Annotated in this window: 2 protein-coding genes; one reads left to right on the forward strand and one right to left on the reverse strand. The window is 42.3% G+C overall.

Going from position 1 to position 3,028, the window contains the following annotated elements:
• Nucleotides 1-1,104: 1,104 nt before the first annotated feature.
• Nucleotides 1,105-1,257 (reverse strand): hypothetical protein, encoded by a 153-nt coding sequence (locus F6K37_RS36305; protein ID WP_008181599.1) that lies wholly within the window; start codon nt 1,255-1,257, stop codon nt 1,105-1,107.
• A 514-nt stretch (nt 1,258-1,771) separates the two neighbouring features.
• Between F6K37_RS36305 and F6K37_RS36310 the strand changes: the two genes are divergently transcribed.
• On the forward strand, nt 1,772-1,969 hold the full coding sequence (locus tag F6K37_RS36310) for a heavy-metal-associated domain-containing protein (protein ID WP_008181598.1): 198 nt from the start codon (nt 1,772-1,774) through the stop codon (nt 1,967-1,969).
• Nucleotides 1,970-3,028: the final 1,059 nt, after the last annotated feature.

Here is a 3,028-nt window from a genome sequence, read left to right on the forward strand (position 1 = left end):
ATTCAGCTTTAGGGTATGGGCTTATGGGAAGTAAAACCCTATCGCTATGTTTCTTAATTTACGTATGATCCATTCTGACATAGAAGCGAAGCTGAAAGCCCACCCTTGATAGGAGAGCAAACCATTGTGATGGTTGGAGGTTGGATGGTTGAAGGTTTAAAGTTGAAGGTTGAAGGTTGGATGGTTGAAGGTTTAAAGTTGAAGGTTGAAGGTTACAGGTTGAAGGTTTGATGGTTGAAGGTTTGATGGTTGAAGGTTGGTAGGTTGGAGGTTGGTAGGTTGAAGGTTGGTAGGTTGGAGGTTGGTAGGTTGAAGGTTGGTAGGTTGGAGGTTGGTAGGTTGAAGATTAGAGGCTTAACAACTGAAAGCTGGATGTATAACTAGCAATCTGTAACCTGTAACCTTCAACATCTAACCTGTAACCTTCAACCTTGGCCAAAAGGCCACGCGTGCGCGTTCAACCTGTAACCAATAACCTGTAACCAATAACCTGTAACCAATAACCTTAAACCTTCTAACCAATAACCTTAAACCTTCTAACCTTAAACCTTCTAACCTTCAACCTTAAACCTTCTTAATCTAATCGTTGCAGTGTGTAAAGACTCCTGAACTTTAACAACAAGTATTCGTAATCTCCAGAAGGTCGTGTTAGCTTTAAAGAGTGGAAGTCATCCTTCAGATAAGAACCTGAAGCGAAAAACCAAATGGGCATAGATAAGATGATTTCTAGCGGTCTATGACCCAGCCACAGTAGGCACCGATCGAACATAGCAAAAAGTGGCGAGAAACCAACAGAAGTTGGAGGAAGCCAAACCAAAGTCCGGAAAGACACGACTGTGTGAGATTAAGTATTAGGTGTATCTGTGTAGTTTGCCAACCATAGTAGTGATTCAAAACTGGTAGTCAGAAAGTTAACTCGTTGAAAATTTGTCTTTTTCCACTCGAATGGGTCTAGTCAATCCTGGCTAGGCCCTTTGAGTATTGGGGAAATGTATTGGGGAAATGTATTGGGGAAATGTATTGGGGAAATCCCAGACACATTAGAAATGATTGCTGTACCGTACCATTAAAGTTAATCAAATGTAAGCATTCAGCCGTCAGCTATCAGCCATCAGCTTCATAGTTCGAGATTAATGATAATTTCAAGTCTGGGGAAAAGCCCTTGGCCAATGACTGATAGCTGATAAGCGACACGCTGATAGCTGACAAAGCAATTAACACTTCACCCTTGACCCTACATGCTTCATACTTTTTCATCTAATCGTTGCAGTTTGTAAAGACTGATTAACTTTAACAACAAGTATTCGGAATCTCCAGAAGGCCGTGTTAGTTTTAAAGAGTGGAAGTCATCCTTCAGAGAAGAACCTGAAGCCAGAAACTAAATGGGCATAGATAAGATGATTTCTACCGGTCTATGACCCAGCCACAGTAGGCACCAATCGAACATAGCAAAAAGTGGCGAGAAACCAACAGAAGTTGGAGTAAGCCAAACCAAAGTCCGGAAAGACACGACTGTGTGAGATTTAGTATTAGGTGTATCTGTGTAGTTTGCCAACCATAGTAGTGATTCAAAACTGGTAGTCAGAAAGTTAACTCGTTGAAAATTTGTCTTTTTCCACTCGAATGGGTCTAGTCAATCCTGGCTAGGCCCATTGAGTATTGTCGTCAATCGATCTAAGTTATTGGTAAGGATTAACATTCCTAGCTTGGGCTGCGAGCTTTAAGGGCAAGCTGATTAACGGCTGTAAGAAAAACTGATGGAGTATTGACTATGGCAGTAGTACAGTTAAAAGTTCCCAGTATTGCGTGTGATGTCTGTGCCAAGACCATTACCGAAGGTATACTCCAACAGGAGCCAGATTCTAAAGTCGCAGTGGATGTAACATCAAAGACGGTTAGAGTTGAAACCGAAGCATCTGAAGAGTCAATTAGACAGATCATAACGACTGTCGGTCACAGCGTGGAGTAAGCTACCAATTGACACTCCCCGCCCTGGAAGGACGGGGATTCTTGCTTGGCCTATGGCCACGCGATCGCGTTCAACGGGGTGACTTGTAAAACCCTTGCCGGAGCCAGGAAAAATAGAGGTGGATTCGACCCAAGCGTATTTGGTCTATGACCTAGGTTTCGGTGTGCCGGAAACGAAACCTGATCAGAGGGTCGCCTTAATAAAAAAGGTTAAAACTTTTTACACAAGCGCCGACTAACTATAAAGGCGACCCTCTGATTAAGGTAACTTCTAACCCCACCGTACCTAATCTAGTTAACAAGTTAGATAAACTTTTTCTTGATCTTATGTTTTCGTAGATATCCAAATCTAATAATTTGATGATGCAATAAGCTGATATCTTAGCTGATTTTTTACATCATCTACTTATTTTAATATCATGTTTATCTAGAACATTAATTGTTTTTTTCGTTAGGTTTTTATCTTAACACGATGCGAAAAAACCGTCAAGTCTTAATTTAACAAAAAGCCTACCGTAAGAGTTAAGAAGCCTTAATTAATAAGTTTTAACCCTTTTGCTCATAGCCTGCTCCCAATAAATGCTTCTTAACTCTGAGGCGCGCGTCTCCTATAAGGACGGGGCGCGATTACCCAAATTTTTTGGTAAGCTAGTGTGATTTCAATGGCCCTTTATTTTCTAAAGGCTCCTAGTTGGAACGAGCCGCACTTCGACAATACATCATTAATTTATATGTAAGTATTCAGCTATCAGCGTGTCGCGTATCAGCTATCAGCGTGTCGCGTATCAGCGTGTCGCGTATCAGCTAATGCGCACGCTACTTGAGGTGCTACAGATGGTGCTTTTGAATAAGCGATGCAGAGGTGCGACCCGTGGCGAATTTAATTACGGGTCAAACGCACCATTACGGTCTTGGGGAGGCAGCGCCGCCAAAGGGGGTTCCCCCCATGACCGCGCTGCCGTGGTTTCCCCCGGAGACAAAACCTTAGATAGGGTCGCCTTTATAGTTAGCAGGTTATGCAGAAAAGGGTTAAATATTTTTTAATAAGGCGACCCTATCT

The organism is Moorena sp. SIO4E2, from assembly GCF_010671945.1.
In the GTDB taxonomy this organism is placed as follows: Bacteria; Cyanobacteriota; Cyanobacteriia; order Cyanobacteriales; family Coleofasciculaceae; genus Moorena; species Moorena producens.

What these genes read in the sequence shown, in the direction of transcription:
- F6K37_RS36305 (WP_008181599.1), bottom strand. Translation starts at nt 1,257, where the DNA reads ATGAAAAAGTATGAAGCATGTAGGGTCAAGGGTGAAGTGTTAATTGCT.
- F6K37_RS36310 (WP_008181598.1), top strand. Translation starts at nt 1,772, where the DNA reads ATGGCAGTAGTACAGTTAAAAGTTCCCAGTATTGCGTGTGATGTCTGT.